Below are 18,704 nucleotides of genomic sequence, written 5' to 3'. Positions count from 1 at the left end.
CCTCAGTCCTTTCGTATCAGAGTGTTTTTTTCAGCCCGGCAGATGCGCGAACCTGTTCAAGAATGGCTGTCCAGTCCTCGCGCCCGCGCCCGGCGGCGCGTGCCTGGTTGTAAACCTCGCGGGAGGCCGCGCCCAGCGGCATCGGAACATGGAGTTGGTTAGCCACGTCGAGGGCGATCCCCAGATCTTTATGCGCAAGGTCGATCATGAAGGCGGGTGAAAGATCCTCTTTCAACACCTTGTTCGGCCATGAGGTCGTGAAGTGGCCTTTACCCGCAGGCGTACCGCTCATGACCTTCAGCGCCACATCAAATGAGAGCCCCAGTGCTTCACACAGCACGGCCGCCTCCGCCGAGAGAGCGTTCAGGGCAATGCTCATGTAGTTATTGATAAGCTTCACGCGGATGCCCATGCCTGGCCCGCCGGCATTAATCAGCTCATTGCCCATCGCCATTAAGACCGGAGTGGCGCGCTCAATTTGCTGCGCCGTGCCGCCTGCCAGCAGGAGCAGCGTGCCGGCGATGGCATGATCTGAGGTGCGTCCGACAGGCACATCCATCAGGCTGAAGCCGCGTTCAGCCATGTCGCGGATCAGCGCGTCGGTTTGCAGTGGGTGTATGGTGGACATATCAATGACTAGCGCGTCGCGGGACAATCCTTCGCACACGCCGTTTTCGCCAAACAGCACGCTGCGTACCAGGTCGCCGTTTGGCAGCATGGTGATGACGAATTCGGCGTCCGTGGCGGCCTGCGCGGGTGTTGTCACCGCCCGTGCGCCGCTCTCTACCAGCGCCTGAACCGCCTGCGGGTTCACATCGAAGACGTTAAGCTGATGACCTTGTTTCAACAGATTCTTCGCCATTGGCGCGCCCATCTGTCCTAAACCGATAAATGCGATTGCTGACATGCCTCTCTCCTGTCACATCGTGTCAATTTTTGCGCGTTTATGTTGTCTGTTTTTGATCGTATTTGTAATTTATAGTCAAAAAATTGACACGAGTCACTTTTTAAACATTTGATGAAATTAAAATGAAAGCATCAGAAATCGCAGAAGGAATCACCATGGCTCGCATCGTTTGTGTCGGTATTACCGTGCTGGATCGCATCTGGTATCTCGATGACTTACCCAAGGAAGGTGGGAAATATGTCGCAAAGGACTATACGGAAGTGGGGGGCGGCCCGGCGGCAACTGCGGCTGTGGCGGCGGCGAAACTGGGCGCGGAAGTGGATTTTATTGGCCGGGTGGGGGACGACGATACCGGCAGACGGCTGCTCGCGGAGCTGGAATCCCTGGGGGTGAAGACCCGTTACACCCGCGTATTTAAGGGTGCCCGATCGTCACAATCGGCGGTGCTGGTGGACGCGGGCGGAGAACGCGTGATTGCTAACTACCCCAGCCCCGATCTCCCTGCGGCGGCAGACTGGCTGCATGAAATCGACTTCTCGCAGTGGGATATTGTTTTAGCAGACGTGCGCTGGCATGACGGGGCGAAACAGGCGTTTACCCTGGCCCGTAAGCAAGGTGTGCCGACGTTGCTGGATGCGGATGTTACCCCACAGGATATTGCGGAGCTGATTACCTTAAGCGACCACGCGGCCTTCTCCGCGCCGGGGCTGCGGCGTTTAACGCAGCTGGATAAAACCGAAGATGCACTGAAAAAAGCACAAACGCTCACAAATGGACATGTGTATGTCACTCAGGGGCGAGACGGCTGCTTCTGGCTGGAAAACGGCGCATTGCGTCATCAGCCCGGCTTTGAGGTGGACGTGGTGGATACCACCGGGGCGGGCGACGTTTTCCACGGCGCGCTGGCGTTCAGTCTGGGGCAACAATCGTCCACTACAGACGCCGTCCGCTTTGCCAGTGCCGTCGCAGCGCTGAAATGCACGAAGCCCGGTGGGCGTGCAGGTATACCCGACTGTGATCAAACCCGCTCTTTTTTGTCACTTTTTGTATAAAATGCGGGGCGAGATGGTTTTCAGAGGACAGCCCATGAGTCTTACCGAACTGACCGGCAACCCGCGTCACGATCAGCTGCTGACGCTGATTGCCGATCGCGGCTATATGAACATTGATGAACTGGCGCAACTGCTGGATGTCTCCACGCAAACGGTGCGCCGGGATATTCGCAAGCTGAGCGAGCAGGGACTGATCACGCGTCATCATGGCGGGGCGGGCAGGGCATCCAGCGTGGTGAACATGGCGTTCGAACAGCGCGAAGTCTCGCTTACCGAAGAGAAGCGAGCGATTGCCGAAGCCATTGCGGACTATATTCCCGATGGCTCCACCATCTTCATCACCATCGGCACGACCGTAGAGCACGTTGCCCGGGCGCTGCTGAACCATAATCATCTGCGCATTATCACCAACAGCCTGCGGGTGGCGCACATTCTGTATAAGAACCCGCGTTTTGAAGTGATGGTGCCGGGCGGCACGCTGCGCCCGCACAATGGCGGGATTATCGGGCCTGCGGCGACGGCGTTTGTGTCTGGTTTTCGGGCGGATTATCTCGTGACGAGCGTGGGAGCCATTGAGCACGACGGGGCGATGATGGAGTTTGACGTCAATGAAGCCAGCGTGGTGAAAAGCATGATCGCCCACTCCCGGCACATTCTTTTAGCGGCCGATCATACGAAATTTACCGCCTCCGCTGCGGTGGAAATTGGCAACGTGGCGCAGGCCACTGCACTCTTCACCGACGAGATGCCTGGCTCGGCTCTGCAAAATCATCTGAAATCCAGTAAAGTTGAAATCGTCCTGGCCAGCACCGGCGATGATATCGCCTGAAGCAAAAAAAGCCGCTGAGTAAACAGCGGCTTGAACATTGTTATTTAAAGCTGTATTTCACCCCCAGCATCCCCTGCGTATCGCTGTAGCCTTTGTCGCCTATCTGCTGAGCCACGTTGCCCCATACGCTAAGCTGCGGCGTAATCTGCCCCTCTACGCCTGTCTTGAGTTCACCGATATTGCGCGTACCACGCATCTCATTGCTAACGTCATCCATGCGGATACGCGTGGTCTGGGTGTTGTGGATCCAGTTCGCTTCGATAAACGGCTGGAAGGTCCGTGATTTACCGTCGTCAATCGCGTTATGTCCGCTGATGTAGGCCTTCACGCCGAGGCGCGTCATCAGGTTCCCCTGGGTTTCGTCTTTCACCCGCGTGCCGTTGCGCTCACGATGGTCGTCAGCCTGCACGTCCATCCAAACGGCCTGCGCTTTCGGCTGGAGCCAGTAGCTGTTGCGGCCGCTTTCGCCCACCTTAACGCTATAGCCTGCTTCTACAGAGGCGGTCACGCCGCTGGAGCGATAGTTTTCAGTGGCCTGATCCTGTCCCATCACCTTATTGTCGAACCAGTTATACAGCACCCAGCTATCAACATAAGTGCCACTTTTATCCGCGTCGTTTGCGTACCAGGTACCGTACAGACCGACGCTATAGCCATTCACTTCACCGCGTGAGTGGTAGCCGGTCAGGCTGGAAGCGCTCCGGCTCTGACTGTTGCCGTAGCCCGCCATCAGGCCAAGATGCCAACGGTCCAGACCGTCGGTGCTCCACTGAGCGACATCGCCACCCAGCTGCAGCACGTAGCGATTGGCGGTGGTTTTTAACTGGCCGCTGCCGTCTCTGAAACGCGTATGACCGCCGACGTTACGCATCCACAGGCTCGTCACTTTCTGCTCGCCAGTGAGCATGTCGGTGTACTGCGTTTCACCCAGACGATCGTGCAGGCGGGTCATAAACAGCGTATTTGCCGCATAGCTGTTTGCCAGATAGCTACCAAATTCCGGGCGATACTGATGCTCGCTTTTCGGTGGTGCAGGCGGTGGGACCGGCTCTTGCGGCGGAATCACCGGGTCAACGGGCGGATCTACCGGGTCGACAGGTGGGTCCACGGGGTCAACAGGCGGGTCTACGGGGTCGACCGGTGGGTCAACTGGATCAACGGGCTCGACCAGGCTGGTCAGAAACCAGTTTTTACCTTTTTGCACAACGTTATAGTCATAACCGCCCGCCACGATACGGCTGGCCTTCTCAAACGTCCCGTCAGAGTTGCCGCCAACGCTGACAATTTCAATCCCTTCTACGGTTTGCGCGCCAGTACCGCCAATGTTGTTCACTTCCACCCCGGTATGACCGGACGTGTTGCCTTCCACAATCAGTTTGTCCGTTTCCGAAGTGTCGTCAAACAGCACGGTATTGAAAACCAGCTTGCCGCCGTTGCCGATAAAATCATCCTTGATGGTCAGCGTTTGCCACGCCGCGTCCTCTGCATGCTGAAAATTAATCGTGCCGCCCGCATTCAGCGTCAGGCTGGTCAGCGTGGAGCTGTCGCGCAGATTCCAGACGGCATCATTCATCGTCAGTGCGATAGTACCGGTACCCGCGGCGTTGCTTTCAATGAAGGACGCCCCATTCCACAGGGAGTTGTCATCCATCGTCAGCGTAATGGTACTGTTTTGTGCCGGAAGCGTGCTGGTGGCCGCGACGCCGCCCGCGGAAAGGACATCGCCGTTGAGGATGAATTTGCCTCCAGCGGACGCGTCAATTACCCCGCCGTTACTGGCGTTCAGGGCGTAGCTACCGTTGTCGCGATGGCCTGCGGTGGTAATGGTTGCACCACCCGCGAGGGCTATCACGCCGCGTGACCAGGCATACATCCCGTGCGGCGCTTGCGCAGAGCTGCTGGTTTTCTCACTGCTGTTTACCGCAATGGTGACGTTATCTCCCAGATTCACCGCACCGGTGTAAGCATAGACGCCATGCGCGCTGGCACCGTTGGTCGTGATAGTGGCGCCTTCATCAAGGGTGATAGTTGACGAGCCGGTAGAATAAACCCCGGAAGCACTGGCCGCGTCGGTGGTAATCGTCGCGCTTTTGCCTAGCTCAATTTTTGACGCAGAGCCCGCATACAGGCCATAGGCCGATGTGCCGTACGTTTCGATGGTCGCCTCATCTCCCAGACGAACGTAAGAGCCGCTCTGGTTGGTGCGGATCCCTTCGGCGTAGGTACCGCGCGTCACAATATGGGCTCGATCGCCGACGATAACGTTATTTTTTGCCTTCGACGCATCATTCAGTGCATAGGCGCTAATCCCGCGTCCTGTGCTGCCCGTGGTTTCGATATAGAGATCGTCCCCCACATAAATATTGGCGGAGCCAAGCGATCCCTGGCTGAAGGAGCTGTAGCCGGCATTGATGCCGTCACCGCTTTGGCCATTAACGTAAATATGGGTGCGGTCGCCGGTAATGATAAATACCGGGTTGTCCGGCGTGTTCATACCGTGAGTACGAATACCGTCGACGTCTTTACCATTATTGGCAGCCACTTTTGACTGGGTGCGAATAGTCAGATCGTCACCAAATATCCCCCCGGACTGCCGGACGTGGAGTTCTGAATAACGGTAACGGAATGCTCAAAGGCTTCCGCCCCAGGCCCTTCGAGGGTGATCCCATCTCCGTAGATCGGGATATTACCGGCGCTGTACTGGTAGACATAGTTAGGATCGCCGGTATTTTTGCTAAAGTTCGTGTTTGCCGTTGCAGGTATCATCGCCTGTATTTCTGCAGGAAAATCCGTTACCGCTCCGGAAGCGGGTAAATTAGAAAAATCTATTACCGCTGCATGTGCGGTAAATAGCGCTGACGACAACGCCAGCGAAATCGCAGCGGCGACTGGTGAGTGTTTCATTAAATATGGCATGACTGCCCCCTTTCTTTCAGGCGTAGAACATCCTCCACACCATTAAATGTGGGTAGGTAAACAGGTTGAAATTACAAAATAGAAACGAGAATTTTATGAATGCTGGTACCTAACTTCCTCTCAAGTCGTATTTTATGGACGTAAATTTTTTTAACATCAATGCCGTCTGTTTTTATAATCTCCTGAAGGCACGCTCCTGACAAAAATCTGTTAAGTAACGTGAATTCAACAGCATTTAAGATACTGCCGCGTCTGCTATTCACTCGTCTCCCGGTGAATAGATGGCTAATTTTTTCTTTTAATATAATGTCACTGTCATTCGAATAAATAACTCCCTTTATTTCACTGCGGTGAGTGAGAAAATAATTGGCCAATGCTTCCAGCTTGCGGTCTGAGATAATCACAATGTTCATGTTAGTTCTCGCCAGACGTTCAATCCATTGCGGATCGGCAAGTGCGCGCAGGTTGTACATCGAAAAGTCTACAAATATAAATCCGCGTAATAAGTGATTCTTGTTTCCTCGCACTATTTTATTTTCTACTGCAATCTGCAGGAAATGGTTATCACCTGGCCAAACTGCGAACGAGGCGTTTCCACAATATTGTGAACGTACTGCGTTATCTGGATATAACTGACAGGACAATTCACAGCTTATACAGCGGACAACCTTATGCGACGATGGTATCATCCAGTCCACTCCTGTCTTATTTTCACCGTCAATATTTCACTGCCATGCAAATGTGTCAATCTTGAAACATATCCAGTGGCCCTCTCTTGTTTATGAAAAATAGTGATAAAGAATATAAATTCCTGGTGATGTCTATTCTGTCAAGCCATAGCCATCGCGAAAGGACATACGTTGGTCGACGTATTCCAGGAATATTCATCAGTCCCTTAAGATTATTCGACAAAAAAAATCCCAGGGGAAGATTCACGAAATAGCACTAAAAGCTAAAGATTCGTTTCTTTAATCTGCCGCAACGACCGTCTTTTCTCTTGTTGTGGCTCAATATAATTATTTGGTCTGGCGAAGTGTAATGAAATCTCATTATGTCGTTTTAGATGAGAAAAACCTAAGAAAAGCATCTCTTAACCCATTGAAAATAAATATGTTATTTTTAATCTTAGTTGGAATGGTATCGCGTCCTGATCCTTCTGACCTATACTCTTGTTAAATATACGTATGTCTTTTTGGTGTATATGGTTAAGTATTGTTATTGCTGAGGAAAGGAAAATTGTATCTCATTAACAAATTGGTCGAGTATGATCCAGAAAACAAAACCCTGGTAAATCATATTTCCGGGCGCTCGATACAATTGCAGCTTCCTGCCAACCTCTGTTTTCTCTATCTCGTCACCCATCCCGGAGAAATAATTTCGCAAAATCAGTTAATGATAGTGGGATGGGGTGAGCGCAATGACGTCACCACACCGAATACCTTTTATCAGGCTATTTTGACATTACGCAACGCCCTGGCTGAGGTGGGGTTACCGCGCGATACGGTAAAAACGATTTCGCGTCGTGGGCTTATGCTTTCCGAAGCCACCCTGGTTGAACGATTTATCCCAGGCGCTGAGCCGATAATAGCCAATAAAGACGCAGTCGTTGCCGATAGCACCGCGGTGAAGAGTCCGGCCTGGCTGATAATAACGACCGCAACGCTTTTGCTGATCGCGCTTATCAACGGGGGGATATTATACAAACAGCACCAGAACATGCCGTTTAGTCACTACATTCCACTTTCTACGGGCAGCAGTGCCTGCCAGCTTTTTTATGCGCCTAACGAACCTATGCAGGACCATTACTTGCGCTTGTTAAACAATAACCCTGGCCTGTGTGCCGAAAAGCGATATGTTTTTCTCATTGGCTACAGTAAAACGGAGCGAATCGCGGCGTTTGCCTGTAATAAGGATCCACGTCGCGACGCGGCCGCGTTTTGTACCACCCATTATTTTTGGGCACACGAGCAATGATGACTCTTCGAAACCGTATTATTTTGCTGGGGGCGATTCTGGTGGCGGTTATTACCAGCGGCTGGTTAGCGTACTGGAATTTGTCGAGTACGCCGATACGCTGCACGGGAAATGTGGAATGGACGATTGGTAAAAACCGATTTGTGGGTACGGTTTCCTGGCGAATGCAGCATCGGGAGGGCGCGACCATCATTAACGGTAAATTATTTGGTCAGACGGTGTCTGAAGTTAACCGCACCATCTATTTTCACTACAGTTACCATCAGAATGCGCGCGTGTTAAATAACGATCGTATTGTTAAAACCTTCGCCGATAATGCGGATGAGGCTGATATCAACGCAACATTACCGGGCTTTTACCGTACGCCGGGTCGGGACCTGAGCCTGATGATTGATGAGTACCGGGGGGCCTGGCTTTTTGCCGCGTCAAACGTCCCTTCACTTTACTGTCGTAAAAACGCGCCGTAAAAATCGATCGCACACCTTAGAGCGCACGCATAGTCAAATCTCTTTATTCCCGCTACAGTTACTTCTCCACGGCGAGCAGGAGATAAACATGCTTTATATCTTTGATTTAGGAAACGTCATCGTCGATATCGATTTTAATCGCGTGTTGGGTGCATGGAGCGACTTTAGCCGCGTGCCGCTGGCAACGTTAAAGCAAAATTTCGCGATGGGTGAGACCTTCCATCAGCATGAACGCGGCGAGATCAGCGACGAAGAATTCGCTGAACGTTTCTGTCAGGAGATGGATCTACCGTTAAGCTACGAGCAGTTTTCACACGGCTGGCAAGCCGTATTTGTCGCCATCCGGCCTGAGGTGATCGACATCATGCATAAGCTTCGCGAGCAGGGACATCGGGTCGTTGTGCTGTCAAACACCAACCGTCTGCACACTACGTTCTGGCCTGAGGAGTACCCTGAAGTTAAGGCGGCGGCGGATAAGATCTATCTCTCGCAGGAGATGAGGATGCGTAAGCCTGAAGCGCGAATTTATCAGGCTGTTCTGCAGGCAGAGGGATTCACCGCGGCCGATGCGGTCTTTTTCGATGACAACGCCGATAATATAGAGGGAGCTAACCAGTTGGGTATTACGTCAATTCTGGTGACCGGAAAAGAGACGATACCTGACTACTTTGCGAAGCAGCTATGCTAAAAACCGTTCATCAAAAAGCCACGCACCATACTCGCCCGCTGCGGGCCTGGCTGAAACTGCTCTGGCACCGGATTGATGAGGACAATATGACCACGCTGGCGGGTAACCTCGCCTACGTGTCGCTGCTCTCATTGGTGCCGCTGGTGGCGGTCATCTTTGCCCTGTTCTCCGCCTTTCCGATGTTTGCGGACGTCAGCGTGCAGCTTCGTCATTTTGTCTTTGCGAATTTCATTCCGGCAACCGGGGATGTCATCCAGAACTACATTGAGCAGTTTGTTGCTAACTCCAGCAAGATGACGGCAGTGGGGGCGTGCGGTCTTATCGTCACCGCGCTGCTGTTGATGTACGCCATCGATAACGCGCTAAACACGATCTGGCGGAGTAAAAAAGCGCGGCCAAAGGTCTATTCCTTTGCCGTGTACTGGATGATCCTCACGCTGGGACCGCTGCTGGCCGGGGCGAGCCTGGCAATCAGTTCTTATCTACTCTCCCTGCGCTGGGCGAGTGATTTAAACGGCGCTATTGATAATGTGCTTCGCATCTTTCCGTTGATCCTGTCGTGGCTCTCGTTCTGGCTGCTCTATAGCGTCGTGCCGACCACGCGCGTGCCTAACCGCGATGCGGTCGTGGGGGCGCTGGTGGCAGCATTGCTCTTTGAGCTCGGTAAGAAAGGGTTTGCCCTCTACATCACGATGTTTCCGTCCTATCAGCTGATTTACGGCGTGCTGGCGGTGATCCCCATTTTGTTTGTCTGGGTCTACTGGACCTGGTGTATCGTCTTGCTTGGTGCTGAAATAACTGTCACTCTCGGTGTATACCGCGAACTTAAAAAAGCAGCAGCAGCTGAAAAACAACAAGAAGCAGACCAACCATGATTGCATTGATACAGCGCGTAACCCGTGCCAGCGTCACCGTGGAGGGAGAGGTGACGGGTGAAATTGGCCCAGGACTTTTGGTGTTGTTAGGTGTCGAAAAGGATGATGACGAACAAAAAGCCAACCGCTTGTGTGAGCGCGTGCTGGGCTACCGTATTTTCAGCGATGCGGAAGGCAAAATGAACCTGAACGTCCAGCAGGCAGGCGGCAGCGTGCTGGTGGTTTCCCAGTTTACGCTGGCAGCGGATACCGAGCGCGGCATGCGCCCGAGTTTCTCCAAAGGGGCCGCGCCGGATCGTGCAGAAGCACTTTACGAGTACTTTGTTGAGCGTTGTCGCCAGCAGGAAATGAATACGCAAACCGGACGATTCGCTGCAGATATGCAGGTATCGCTGGTGAACGATGGCCCCGTCACATTCTGGCTCCAGGTATGAGCATACTTACGGCATGGCCGCGGGTAACAAGAGAGAGTACAGCTATGTATCACCTTCGAGTACCGCAAACGGAAGAAGAGTTAGACGCTTATTACCAGTTCCGCTGGGAAATGCTGCGCAAGCCACTGCATCAGCCAAAAGGCTCTGAACGCGACGCCTGGGACGCGATGGCCCACCATCAGATGGTGATGGACGAAGAGGGCAACCTCGTGGCCGTCGGGCGTTTGTATATCAACGCCGATAACGAAGCGTCTATTCGCTTTATGGCGGTTCATCCCTCCGTGCAGGACAAAGGTCTGGGGACGCTAATGGCGATGACCCTGGAATCCGTTGCCCGTCAGGAAGGCGTTAAGCGTGTCACCTGTAGCGCCCGCGAAGATGCCGTTGAGTTCTTCGCTAAACTCGGCTTTGTGAATCAGGGGGAGATCACGACACCGCAAACCACGCCGATTCGTCATTTTTTGATGATCAAACCCATCGCCACCCTGGACGATATTCTGCATCGCGCCGACTGGTGCGGGCAGCTCCAGCAGGCCTGGTATCAGCATATTCCGCTCAGTGAAAAAATGGGCGTGCGCATTCAGCAGTACACCGGACAAAAATTTATTACCACCATGCCGGAAACCGGCAATCAGAACCCGCACCACACGCTGTTTGCCGGCAGCCTGTTCTCACTGGCCACGCTTACCGGCTGGGGACTGATCTGGCTGATGCTGCGCGAGCGCCATCTGGGTGGCACCATCATTCTTGCCGATGCTCATATCCGCTATAGCGCACCAATCAGCGGCAAGCCGAGTGCGGTGGCCGATCTGGGGTCGCTGGGCGGCGATCTGGACCGTCTGGCTCGTGGCCGCAAGGCTCGCGTCCAAATGCAGGTTGAACTGTTTGGCGATAAAACACCGGGCGCGGTGTTTGAAGGCACCTATATCGTTCTTCCGGCGAAGCCTTTTGGCGCGTATGAAGAGGGTGGGAACGAGGAGGAGTAATCTCCTGTTCACGCTTCCCGGGCGTGCTGAATCCGCCCGGCGACATCCCGCATAACGTCTCGCGCTGACTGGCTAACGCCGCCAAGCTGAAAGAAGCCATGGATGACGCCCAGCCAGCGCTGAGCGGTACACTTCACACCCTGCTCCGTCAGATGCTGGAACAACATTTCGCCCTCATCGCAGAGCGGATCGTACTCTGCGGTAATAATGTGCACAGGCGGAAGACCGTAAAAATCATCGCGCCACAGCGGACTTGCTTCGGGGTGCTGGCGGTCGGTGTCAGCGAGGTACCTTTCATACCCACTGAGCAGGGTATCGCGGGTGATGATGTAATCCGTGCCATTGAGGGCATAGCTTTCAAAACTGGCCGTGGCGTCGAGCATGGGGTAGATGAGAATGAGCTGCGCAGGTTGCCACAGCCCTTTAACCTTAAGCCGCAGCGCCGTTACCAGCGCAAGATGTCCCCCTGCACTGTCTCCGCAAAGGGTGATCCGGTTTTTATCCACGCCCAGTTTGTCCGCATAGTGCCAGACCAGATCTGCACCTCTTTCCGCATCGTCATGTGCGGCGGGGAAAGTATGCTCCGGCGCCAGCCTGTACTGAATCGCAATCACCCGGCAGTTGCCGTAGCAGGCTAACTGACGGAGTTGGTTGTCATGGGTATCAAAGCCGCCGCTGATAAAGCATCCGCCGTGGTAGTAGATGGCAGCAGGCAATATTTCAGGTGCATTGAGAGGTGAAAATACCCGAATGGTAAGACCCTCAAGAACAAGCGTCTCCACCTGAACGCGCGTTTCGGTCTCCCCGGCAAGCCCCGTGCTGGCAATATAGCCTGCTCGTCGCACCTCAATGCTCTGGCGACGTGACGAGGGCCGACCTGCAGCGATAAACCCCTGAACCAGCTGTGCAATACCCTGTTCCAGCGCCATGAAAATTCCCTTTTACTGTATGGATGAACAGTTTTATAGCCTGGTTTGATTCAAAAGAAAACAAGAATAGTGTTGAGGGCAACAATCTGGAAAGCGGCTCGCAAATGGAAGGATAACTATTGCCAGGGACTTTAACCCTACTGAGAGAAAGCGTATGTTGCCTTGAAAATAGACAATGGTGATATACTGAGGTGATATATGAGTTTACTGGCGGAGCTTAGCATGGGCAGAATTCTGATCGATTTGTCGGATGACGTTATTCAACGTCTCGATAACCTCAAACAGCTGCGTAACCAACCTCGTGCCGAATTACTGCGTGAAGCAATTGAGCAGTATCTCGATCAGCAAAGCTCGTCCGTTATCCGTGATGCGCTTGGTCTTTGGGGGAACCAGCAAGAAGATGGTTTAGAGTATGAGCGCAAGCTGCGTGAGGAGTGGTAGTGATGGAACACATGGCGGTTTTTGATACCAATATCCTGATCGACCTTTTCAACAATCGCGTCGAGGCAGCAAATACGATCGAAAACACAGCATCGCACCGGTCAATCAGTCTAATCACATGGATGGAAGTCATGGTAGGGGCGCGCAAACATGGCCACGAAGCGAAAACCGCGGCGGTAATGGGCGCATTTGAGGTTATCGATGTAACCCGAGAGATCGCAGAAAGAAGCGTCGTGCTCCGTGAGAAGCATGGCATGAAACTGCCGGATGCCATTATTTTAGCGACTGCCCAAAGCAGAAATTGCCCGTTAATCACCCGGAATACCAAAGACTTTCAGGGGATTGCTGGGGTGGTTTTACCTTATCAATTGTAGGCCGGGCAAGCACGCGCCGCCCGGCACTGTCACAGGGAATTACTCCCCTTCACCCGGGAACAGGAACGGGTTGATCGAGCTACGGGCAAAGCCCTCCTGCTCCATCTTCGCGTCCAGAATCAGCGAGGCGAGATCGTCGGCCACCGCTTCGACTTTCGGGTCTTTTTCCTGATACAGAATCTTCAGGTAAGTGCCGCAGTCGCCGCAGCTTTCGGCTTTCACCGCCGCGTCTTCATTTTCCAGCGACCAGTAGTTCAGATCGCGGGTCTGTTCGCAGTTGCTGCACTTGATGCGCACCACGTGCCACTCGGTTTCACACAGGTTGCAGTGCAGGTAGCGCAGCCCCTGAGTGGTGCCGATTTGCACCATGCTGGAGACCGGCATAGAGCCGCAGACCGGGCAGAACTGGCGCGCCTCGCCGTATTCGGCGCGCGCTTTACCCGGGATCAGGCTCGCCATTTGCGCCCAGTAAAGCGACAGCGCAGCCCAGATAAACGGCGCTTTATCGCTACTGACCAGCGAGAAGTCAGAGGCAAACAGCGCGCTCGCCATCTCTTCCAGCTCTTGTTCGGACGCTTTTTCCAGATTTTCAATGACCGCCAGCGCGGTACCGCTCATCTCCGGCTTCAGCTCGGCAATGAGCGAATGCAGCAGCTTTTGCCAGTGCTTGTCGCGCGGCAGGACGTGAATGTCCAGCGGTGGCTTGCCCTGCGTGTTGGCTTCTTTGATGCGCGCGGTCAGATCCATTTGCAGCGGGTGATCGTACAGCACCACTTCCTGCGCGTGGGCGACCAGCGCGGCAAAACGCAGAAAATCGCCCAGCGGGTTGTTCTCTGCCAGCTCGCGCAGACGCTCTGCGCGGCGGTTATAGAGGTTCTTGAGTCTGGGGAATAACAACGGCGGAATATAATCCGCCGTGCGTTTCTCGCTCGACCCCAGCTCATCTTGCGGGATTATGCGAATACTCATTCAGATGACTTTTCCTGTTTCTGGCGGACTTCACGGTACCAGCGCGGGTGATGCTTCTTCGCCCACGTACTGGTTACCCATCCTTCCACCATCGCGGTAATGGTGCCTTTCACCCAAAGGGCGGCGTAGATATGCACCATGATAACCACAATTAACGCCACTGCGGCAAATGAATGCAGCATCAGCGCGAATCGGATCACCGGGATTGAGAAAGCAGGCGCAAAGTACGGACGCCAGATGATCACGCCGCTCACCAGCAACAGGACCAGGAAGATAATCGCCGCCCAGAATACGCATTTCTGGCCGAAGTTATAACGCCCGGTGTCACCCACTTCCTCGTTGACGACGATCTTACGAATATTCTTCGCCCAAAAGATATCATCCCGATTGATTAGGTTATGGTGCCAGTAGCGGAAAAACATAATGATGAACGACGCGAACATGATGACGCCCACAAACGGGTGCAGGATGCGCGCCAGCTGTGGTGTCCCCATGATCTGCATCAGCCAGTTGAAGGACGGGAAGAAGAACCCCAGCCCGCTTATCGCCGCCAGCATGAAGCAGAAGGCGGTGACCCAGTGGTTGATGCGTTCCGGCGCGGTGTAGCGCACGATGGTGTCACGTTTTCTCATTTGCGCACCTCGTCTTTCTCTTCATGCAGGTTGTCGTCTTCCTCTTCCGCGCGGTTCGGACCGACGCCGACGTAGTGGAAGATGCTCGCTGCGAAGGTGGCAGCAAAGCCCACCGCTGCCAGCGGTTTCCAGATGCCTTTCCAGAACTTCACGGTGGCGCTGATTTCCGGGTTCTCCGGCAGGCCGTGATACAGATTCGGCTTGTCGGCGTGGTGCAGCACGTACATCACGTGCGTACCGCCAACCCCGGCCGGATCGTACAGGCCCGCGTTGTCGTAACCACGGGTTTTCAGCTCGCCCACGCGTTCTGCCGCCAGCGTTTTCATATCCTCTTTGGAGCCAAAGTGAATTGCGCCGGTTGGGCAGGTCTTCACGCATGCAGGCTCCTGGCCGACGGTAACGCGGTCCACGCACAGGGTGCATTTGTAGACGCGGTTGTCTTCCGGGTTCAGGCGCGGTACGTCGAACGGACAGCCCGCGATGCAGTAGCCGCAGCCGATGCACTGTTCGGACTGGAAGTCGACGATGCCGTTGGCATACTGAATGATAGCCCCTTCTGACGGACATGCCTTCAGGCAGCCAGGATCCGCACAGTGCATACAGCCGTCTTTGCGGATAAGCCATTCCAGTTTGTCGTTCTGCTCCACTTCCGAGAAACGCATCACCGTCCAGGACTTGGCGGTCAGGTCTGCCGGGTTGTCGTACACCCCGACGTTGTGACCCACTTCGTCACGCAGGTCGTTCCACTCAGAGCAGGCCACCTGACAAGCTTTACAGCCGATACAGGTCGTCACGTCGATAAGCTTCGCCACTTCCTGCTGGTGGTCCCGCGCCTGAGGCGCGGGCGTGAAACCGTTAGTCGCGGAACGACGGATAATGTCTTGAGATTGATAAGCCATAAGTCGTCTCCGTTACACCTTTTCCACGTTCACGAGGAAGGCCTTAAACTCCGGCGTCTGCGTGTTCGCATCACCGACGAACGGCGTCAGGGTGTTCGCAATGAACCCTTTCTTCGCCACGCCCTCATAACCCCAGTGAATCGGAATACCGATGGTATCCACCTGCTGACCGTGAACGTTCAGCGTGCGAATACGCTTGGTCACCACCGCCTTGGCCTTAATGTAGCCGCGGTTAGAGGAGACCTTCACGGTATCGCCATGGGCAATGCCGAGCTTGTTCGCCAGCTTCTCGCCGATCTCCACAAACTGTTCCGGCTGCGCGATGGCGTTAAGCAGCGCGTGCTTGGTCCAGTAGTGGAAGTGCTCGGTCAGACGGTAGGTGGTACCCACGTACGGGAACTTGTCTTTTTTACCCAGCGCTTCAAAGTCGCCCTTGAAGATACGGGCAGCCGGGTTAGAGACCACGTTCGGGTGCAGCGGGTTGGTGCCCAGCGGCGTCTCAAACGGCTCGTAATGTTCCGGGAACGGACCTTCCGCCATCTTATCGATAGCGAACAGACGCCCCATCCCTTCAGGCTGCATGATAAACGGCCCAACGTCGCTGCCCGGTGCGGCAGTGCTGTAGTCCGGAATATCCACGCCGCCCCATTTCGCGCCGTCCCACTTCAGCAGCTGACGCTTCGGATCCCACGGGTTGCCCTGCGGGTCAGCGGACGCACGGTTATAGAGAATGCGGCGGTTGAGCGGCCACGCCCATGCCCAGCCCAGCGTATTGCCAAGGCCTGACGGGTCGGCGTTATCGCGGTTGGCCATCTGGTTGCCTTTCGGCGTCCAGCTACCGGCAAAGATCCAGCAGCCGCTGGAGGTGGTGCCGTCATCGCGCAGGTGGGCGAAGGTACTGAGCTGATCGCCTTTCTTCGCCAGCACGGTGCCGGTGGCCGGGTCGATAACGTCCGCCAGCGCCTTACCGTTGCTCTCCATCGCCACTTCTTCTGGCGCAGGGTTTTCCGGCGTCGAGTAGTTCCAGGTCATGTTCAGGACCGGTTCCGGGTTCGCGCCGCCTTCTGCCGCGTACATCTTACGCAGGCGCAAGAAGATACCGGCCAGGATCTCGCCGTCGTTCATGGCGATGCCCGGGGCGTCAGCGCCTTTCCAGTGCCACTGCAGCCAGCGTCCGGAGTTGACGATAGACCCGTTCTCTTCCGCAAAGCAGGTCGAAGGCAGACGGAACACTTCGGTCTGAATCTTCGACGGATCGACGTCGTTCGATTCGCCGTGGTTCTGCCAGAAGGTCGAGGTCTCGGTATTGAGCGGGTCAATTGTCACCAGGAACTTCAGTTTCGACAGCGACTCAACAACCTTGTTCTTGTTCGGGAACGAGGCAACCGGGTTAAAGCCCTGGCAAAGATAGCCGTTCACTTTGCCCTGGTGCATCATCTCGAAATACTGCAGAACGTCGTAACCTTTGTCCCACTTCGGCAGCCAGTCAAAGCCCCAGCTGTTTTCCGCCGTCGCTTTATCCCCGAAGAACGCTTTCATCATCGAGACGAAGAACTTCGGATAGTTGCCCCAGTAGTTCACCTGGCCTTCAAGCAGCGGTTTAGGCGTGCTGGCCGTCAGGTAGGTTTGCAGGTCGGTCTGTTTCTCGCTTGGCAGGTTCATATAGCCCGGCAGGCTCTGAGACAGCAGGCCGAGGTCGGTCAGACCCTGAATGTTGGAGTGACCGCGCAGGGCGTTCACGCCGCCGCCTGCCATTCCCATGTTGCCGAGCAGGAGCTGAACCATCGCCATGGTGCGGATGTTCTGCGCGCCGATGGAGTGTTGCGTCCAGCCGAGGGCATACAGGAACGACGCGGTTTTGTCTTTCGCGCTGGTTTCGGCGATCAGCTCGCACACCTTCAGGAAGTCCGCCTTCGGTGTACCACAGATGTTTTCGACAACGTCCGGCGTGTAGCGGGAGACGTGCTCTTTCAGCAGGTTCCACACGCAGCGCGGGTGTTGCAGAGTGGTGTCGCGCTTCGCAAAGCCTTTTTCATCCAGCTCGTAGTTCCAGCTGGTTTTGTCGTACTTGCGTTTTTCAGCGTCGTAACCGCTGAACAGACCATCTTCGAAGTGGTAATCCTCACGCACGATCAGGCTGGCGTTGGTATAGGCTTCGGTGTATTCGCGGTTGTATTTTTCGTTGGTCATCAGGTACAGCAGTACGCCTGACAGGAAAGTGATGTCAGTACCTGAACGAATAGGGGTGTAGAAATCCGCCACTGACGCAGTACGCGTAAAGCGGGGATCGATCACAATCAGTTTCGCACCGTTGTGGATTTTGGCTTCCATCGCCCAGCGGAACCCGACCGGGTGCGCTTCAGCGGCGTTACCGCCCATCACCACAATGAGGTTGGCGTTCTTGATGTCGACCCAGTGGTTGGTCATCGCACCGCGACCAAATGTTGGAGCAAGACTTGCTACCGTTGGTCCGTGTCAGACACGCGCCTGGTTGTCGACCGCGAGCATACCGAGTGCACGCGTAAATTTCTGGGTTAAATAACCGGTTTCGTTGCTGGAAGCAGAGGCACACAGCATCCCGGTGGAGAGCCAGCGGTTGACCGTGACGCCGTCGGCGTTCTTCTCAACAAAGTTGGCATCGCGGTCTTCTTTAATCAGTTTAGCGATGCGGTCAAACGCCTCTTCCCAGCTGATTTGCTGCCATTTGTCGGAACCCGGCGCGCGATATTCAGGGAATTTCAGGCGGCTTTCGGAGTGGATAAAGTCCACCAAACCGGCCCCTTTCGGGCACAATGCGCCGCGGTTAACCGGGTGATCCGGGTCGCCTTCGATATGGAAAATAGACGCTTTGGCGTTTTTAGCACCGTCGCCGAGGCTATACATCAACAGCCCGCAACCGACAGAGCAGTACGTACAGGTATTACGGGTTTCACGGGTGCGCAGCAGTTTATACTGCCGCGTTTCCGCCAGCGCTACGCCGGGCGCAAAGCCCAGTGCCGCTGCCGTGGTGCCTGCCATACCGCCAGCGCAGATCTTAAAGAACTGCCTTCTGCTGACCTGCATGGGTCACTCCTTGTTTCGACATTGCTTACATATGTAGTTTTGACTTCGCGGTTGAAGAATGACCGCAAAGGAGAAAAATTTGCGTTAATCCCTCAATTCCACGAGGGATATCATCAGAATACCACATTGTCGGTACCGCTGTTCTAATGGCGTTAATACAAAGTGAACGTATTATCACCATGTTGATTATAAAGTGTGATATCGATCACATTAACAGCTCTGCATGTTAAAGCGATGTAGCCGGTGGCAGGTTGCACCCCTGCTAAATG

At 54.6% G+C, this 18,704-nt stretch carries 17 protein-coding genes and 1 pseudogene; 10 read left to right on the top strand and 8 right to left on the bottom strand.

What is annotated here, in order from left to right:
* Window positions 1-16 precede the first annotated feature (16 nt).
* Window positions 17-907 (bottom strand): sulfolactaldehyde 3-reductase, encoded by an 891-nt coding sequence (gene yihU / locus ACMGGU_RS21150; protein ID WP_420300886.1) that lies wholly within the window; start codon window positions 905-907, stop codon window positions 17-19.
* Window positions 908-1,062: 155 nt separating this feature from the next.
* Between yihU and ACMGGU_RS21145 the strand changes: the two genes are divergently transcribed.
* Both ACMGGU_RS21145 and ACMGGU_RS21140 read left to right on the top strand, forming a co-directional pair.
* On the top strand, window positions 1,063-1,959 hold the full coding sequence (locus ACMGGU_RS21145) for a sugar kinase (RefSeq protein ID WP_048028358.1): 897 nt from the start codon (window positions 1,063-1,065) through the stop codon (window positions 1,957-1,959).
* Between the two features lie 34 nt (window positions 1,960-1,993).
* A complete protein-coding gene (locus ACMGGU_RS21140) occupies window positions 1,994-2,788 on the top strand; it encodes a DeoR/GlpR family DNA-binding transcription regulator (RefSeq protein WP_420300885.1) in 795 nt (264 codons plus the stop codon).
* 40 nt (window positions 2,789-2,828) lie between these two features.
* Here ACMGGU_RS21140 and ACMGGU_RS21135 read toward each other — a convergent pair.
* Together ACMGGU_RS21135 and ACMGGU_RS21130 are read right to left on the bottom strand one after the other, a co-directional pair.
* A pseudogene (locus tag ACMGGU_RS21135) lies at window positions 2,829-5,704 on the bottom strand (autotransporter outer membrane beta-barrel domain-containing protein).
* A gap of 71 nt (window positions 5,705-5,775) precedes the next feature.
* On the bottom strand, window positions 5,776-6,393 hold the full coding sequence (locus ACMGGU_RS21130; RefSeq protein WP_420300884.1) for a helix-turn-helix transcriptional regulator: 618 nt from the start codon (window positions 6,391-6,393) through the stop codon (window positions 5,776-5,778).
* A gap of 547 nt (window positions 6,394-6,940) precedes the next feature.
* On the opposite strand from ACMGGU_RS21130, the gene ACMGGU_RS21125 reads away from it, so the two are divergent.
* The 6 genes from ACMGGU_RS21125 to fabY all read left to right on the top strand — a co-directional run bounded on the left by ACMGGU_RS21125 (window position 6,941) and on the right by fabY (window position 11,128).
* Window positions 6,941-7,678 carry a winged helix-turn-helix domain-containing protein gene (locus tag ACMGGU_RS21125; protein ID WP_420300883.1) on the top strand — a complete coding sequence of 246 codons (738 nt, stop codon included), beginning with the start codon at window positions 6,941-6,943 and terminating at the stop codon, window positions 7,676-7,678.
* Window positions 7,678-8,145 carry a hypothetical protein gene (locus ACMGGU_RS21120; protein ID WP_420300882.1) on the top strand — a complete coding sequence of 156 codons (468 nt, stop codon included), beginning with the start codon at window positions 7,678-7,680 and terminating at the stop codon, window positions 8,143-8,145. Before ACMGGU_RS21125 ends, ACMGGU_RS21120 begins: the two co-directional genes overlap by 1 nt.
* 88 nt (window positions 8,146-8,233) lie before the next feature.
* Complete coding sequence (gene yihX / locus ACMGGU_RS21115; RefSeq protein ID WP_420300881.1) at window positions 8,234-8,833, top strand: glucose-1-phosphatase; 600 nt, start codon at window positions 8,234-8,236, stop codon at window positions 8,831-8,833.
* Window positions 8,827-9,708, top strand: a complete 882-nt coding sequence (locus ACMGGU_RS21110) for a virulence factor BrkB family protein (protein WP_045909090.1) — start codon at window positions 8,827-8,829, stop codon at window positions 9,706-9,708. The genes yihX and ACMGGU_RS21110 overlap by 7 nt, the downstream gene beginning before the upstream one ends.
* On the top strand, window positions 9,705-10,142 hold the full coding sequence (gene dtd / locus ACMGGU_RS21105; RefSeq protein ID WP_008501836.1) for a D-aminoacyl-tRNA deacylase: 438 nt from the start codon (window positions 9,705-9,707) through the stop codon (window positions 10,140-10,142). Before ACMGGU_RS21110 ends, dtd begins: the two co-directional genes overlap by 4 nt.
* 44 nt (window positions 10,143-10,186) lie before the next feature.
* Complete coding sequence (gene fabY / locus ACMGGU_RS21100) at window positions 10,187-11,128, top strand: fatty acid biosynthesis protein FabY (protein ID WP_023309755.1); 942 nt, start codon at window positions 10,187-10,189, stop codon at window positions 11,126-11,128.
* Between the two features lie 8 nt (window positions 11,129-11,136).
* Here fabY and ACMGGU_RS21095 read toward each other — a convergent pair whose 3' ends face one another.
* Window positions 11,137-12,057 carry an alpha/beta hydrolase gene (locus ACMGGU_RS21095; RefSeq protein WP_420300880.1) on the bottom strand — a complete coding sequence of 307 codons (921 nt, stop codon included), beginning with the start codon at window positions 12,055-12,057 and terminating at the stop codon, window positions 11,137-11,139.
* A gap of 198 nt (window positions 12,058-12,255) precedes the next feature.
* On the opposite strand from ACMGGU_RS21095, the gene ACMGGU_RS21090 reads away from it, so the two are divergent.
* Together ACMGGU_RS21090 and ACMGGU_RS21085 are read left to right on the top strand one after the other, a co-directional pair.
* Window positions 12,256-12,498 (top strand): ribbon-helix-helix protein, CopG family, encoded by a 243-nt coding sequence (locus ACMGGU_RS21090; protein WP_048226827.1) that lies wholly within the window; start codon window positions 12,256-12,258, stop codon window positions 12,496-12,498.
* 2 nt (window positions 12,499-12,500) lie between these two features.
* Window positions 12,501-12,872 (top strand): type II toxin-antitoxin system VapC family toxin, encoded by a 372-nt coding sequence (locus ACMGGU_RS21085; protein ID WP_080347348.1) that lies wholly within the window; start codon window positions 12,501-12,503, stop codon window positions 12,870-12,872.
* Between the two features lie 39 nt (window positions 12,873-12,911).
* On the opposite strand, the gene fdhE is transcribed toward ACMGGU_RS21085, so the two are convergent.
* Genes fdhE through fdnG form a run of 4 tightly spaced genes read right to left on the bottom strand, consistent with a single transcriptional unit; the run spans window position 12,912 to window position 18,435 of the window.
* The gene (gene fdhE, locus ACMGGU_RS21080) at window positions 12,912-13,841 is read right to left on the bottom strand and encodes a formate dehydrogenase accessory protein FdhE (protein WP_111967919.1); all 930 of its coding nucleotides are present in this window, start codon (window positions 13,839-13,841) and stop codon (window positions 12,912-12,914) included.
* Window positions 13,838-14,473, bottom strand: coding sequence for a formate dehydrogenase cytochrome b556 subunit (fdoI, locus tag ACMGGU_RS21075; RefSeq protein WP_008501832.1), 636 nt, complete (start codon window positions 14,471-14,473; stop codon window positions 13,838-13,840). The genes fdhE and fdoI overlap by 4 nt, the downstream gene beginning before the upstream one ends.
* The gene (gene fdxH, locus ACMGGU_RS21070; protein ID WP_008501831.1) at window positions 14,470-15,372 is read right to left on the bottom strand and encodes a formate dehydrogenase subunit beta; all 903 of its coding nucleotides are present in this window, start codon (window positions 15,370-15,372) and stop codon (window positions 14,470-14,472) included. Before fdxH ends, fdoI begins: the two co-directional genes overlap by 4 nt.
* A 12-nt stretch (window positions 15,373-15,384) precedes the next feature.
* On the bottom strand, window positions 15,385-18,435 hold the full coding sequence (fdnG, locus tag ACMGGU_RS21065; RefSeq protein ID WP_090393126.1) for a formate dehydrogenase-N subunit alpha: 3,051 nt from the start codon (window positions 18,433-18,435) through the stop codon (window positions 15,385-15,387).
* Window positions 18,436-18,704 lie beyond the last annotated feature (269 nt).

The sequence above is a fragment of the Enterobacter sp. BNK-8 genome (assembly GCF_048685095.1).
GTDB classification, from domain to species: Bacteria; Pseudomonadota; Gammaproteobacteria; order Enterobacterales; family Enterobacteriaceae; genus Enterobacter; species Enterobacter quasiroggenkampii.
This window is presented reverse-complemented; position numbering and strand designations above follow the sequence as displayed.

Coding starts and splice junctions, on each gene's coding strand:
- yihU (WP_420300886.1), bottom strand. CDS start 907: ATGTCAGCAATCGCATTTATCGGTTTAGGACAGATGGGCGCGCCAATG.
- ACMGGU_RS21145 (WP_048028358.1), top strand. CDS start 1,063: ATGGCTCGCATCGTTTGTGTCGGTATTACCGTGCTGGATCGCATCTGG.
- ACMGGU_RS21140 (WP_420300885.1), top strand. CDS start 1,994: ATGAGTCTTACCGAACTGACCGGCAACCCGCGTCACGATCAGCTGCTG.
- ACMGGU_RS21130 (WP_420300884.1), bottom strand. CDS start 6,393: ATGATACCATCGTCGCATAAGGTTGTCCGCTGTATAAGCTGTGAATTG.
- ACMGGU_RS21120 (WP_420300882.1), top strand. CDS start 7,678: ATGACTCTTCGAAACCGTATTATTTTGCTGGGGGCGATTCTGGTGGCG.
- yihX (WP_420300881.1), top strand. CDS start 8,234: ATGCTTTATATCTTTGATTTAGGAAACGTCATCGTCGATATCGATTTT.
- ACMGGU_RS21110 (WP_045909090.1), top strand. CDS start 8,827: ATGCTAAAAACCGTTCATCAAAAAGCCACGCACCATACTCGCCCGCTG.
- dtd (WP_008501836.1), top strand. CDS start 9,705: ATGATTGCATTGATACAGCGCGTAACCCGTGCCAGCGTCACCGTGGAG.
- fabY (WP_023309755.1), top strand. CDS start 10,187: ATGTATCACCTTCGAGTACCGCAAACGGAAGAAGAGTTAGACGCTTAT.
- ACMGGU_RS21095 (WP_420300880.1), bottom strand. CDS start 12,057: ATGGCGCTGGAACAGGGTATTGCACAGCTGGTTCAGGGGTTTATCGCT.
- ACMGGU_RS21090 (WP_048226827.1), top strand. CDS start 12,256: ATGAGTTTACTGGCGGAGCTTAGCATGGGCAGAATTCTGATCGATTTG.
- ACMGGU_RS21085 (WP_080347348.1), top strand. CDS start 12,501: ATGGAACACATGGCGGTTTTTGATACCAATATCCTGATCGACCTTTTC.
- fdhE (WP_111967919.1), bottom strand. CDS start 13,841: ATGAGTATTCGCATAATCCCGCAAGATGAGCTGGGGTCGAGCGAGAAA.
- fdoI (WP_008501832.1), bottom strand. CDS start 14,473: ATGAGAAAACGTGACACCATCGTGCGCTACACCGCGCCGGAACGCATC.
- fdxH (WP_008501831.1), bottom strand. CDS start 15,372: ATGGCTTATCAATCTCAAGACATTATCCGTCGTTCCGCGACTAACGGT.